General features: G+C 42.4%; 2 protein-coding genes. Both read left to right on the top strand.

The genetic code is table 11. The features are described 5' to 3' along the window. The coding region (locus H5187_RS23720; protein ID WP_182795045.1) for a transposase at positions 1-566 on the top strand (566 nt) is incomplete at its 5' end. Between the two features lie 11 nt (positions 567-577). Next, a partial coding sequence (locus tag H5187_RS23725) for an ATP-binding protein (protein ID WP_182795044.1) occupies positions 578-937 on the top strand: 360 nt, incomplete at its 3' end.

The following is a 937-nucleotide window of genomic DNA, read 5'->3' on the forward strand; positions in this document are numbered from 1 at the left end:
ATCACTATACACAAATCAAAACGGTGCGAGTACACATTGATTATCATGTTGAAATAGAGAAACATTATTACAGTGTGCCGTATCAGTGGGTTAAGAAACAATTACGCGCACACATAACCAATCAGTTAGTACAGCTTTATCATGACGATACCTTAATCGCACAGCATCCTCGCTCACATCGTTTAGGCGGGCATACAACACAGTCTCATCATATGCCTCTGGCGCATCAAAAACAGCATGAGCAGTCACCGATAAATTTACGCTCATGGGCATTAAGTATTGGGGAGTATACCCACCAAGTTATTGAGTTACAGCTCAGTGGACGGCGTCACCCCGAGCACGCTTATCGCGCCTGTTTAGGGGTGTTAAGTTTAGCTAAAACTTATTCAAAAGAACGGCTTGAGCAAGCGTGTTATCGCGCAATCATAATGAATACGACAACACTCAAATCAATTAAGCAGATGCTGAAAAAGGGGTTGGATCAACAACCGTTACCCACACAGCAAACAGAGCCAGAAAAGCCAATTAAGCATGGCAACATACGCGGCACACAGTATTACCATTAAGGAAATGAATCATGATAAACACCATTAACCAGCAACTTCAACTACTCAAGTTATCGGGTATAAAGCAAGCACTCAAGCAGCAGCTTGAACAGCCAAACCTATATCAAGAACAAAGCTTTATAGAGCGCGTCAGTTTATTGCTAACACATGAAATTGACACGCGTGAGCAAAGAAAAATCGACCGGCTCGTGCGACACGCTAAATTCCGCTTACCAGCTCAGTTAAATCAACTGATTTACTCACCGGCACGTAATATAGAAAAAGCACAGATACGTAACTTAAGCCAAAATAGCTGGCTAAACTTACATCAAAATATCTTAATCACTGGGGCAACAGGCTGTGGAAAAACATACCTTGCGTGTGCCTTAGGA

The sequence above is a fragment of the Pseudoalteromonas sp. SG44-1 genome (assembly GCF_014164315.1).
GTDB classification, from domain to species: Bacteria; Pseudomonadota; Gammaproteobacteria; order Enterobacterales; family Alteromonadaceae; genus Pseudoalteromonas; species Pseudoalteromonas rhizosphaerae.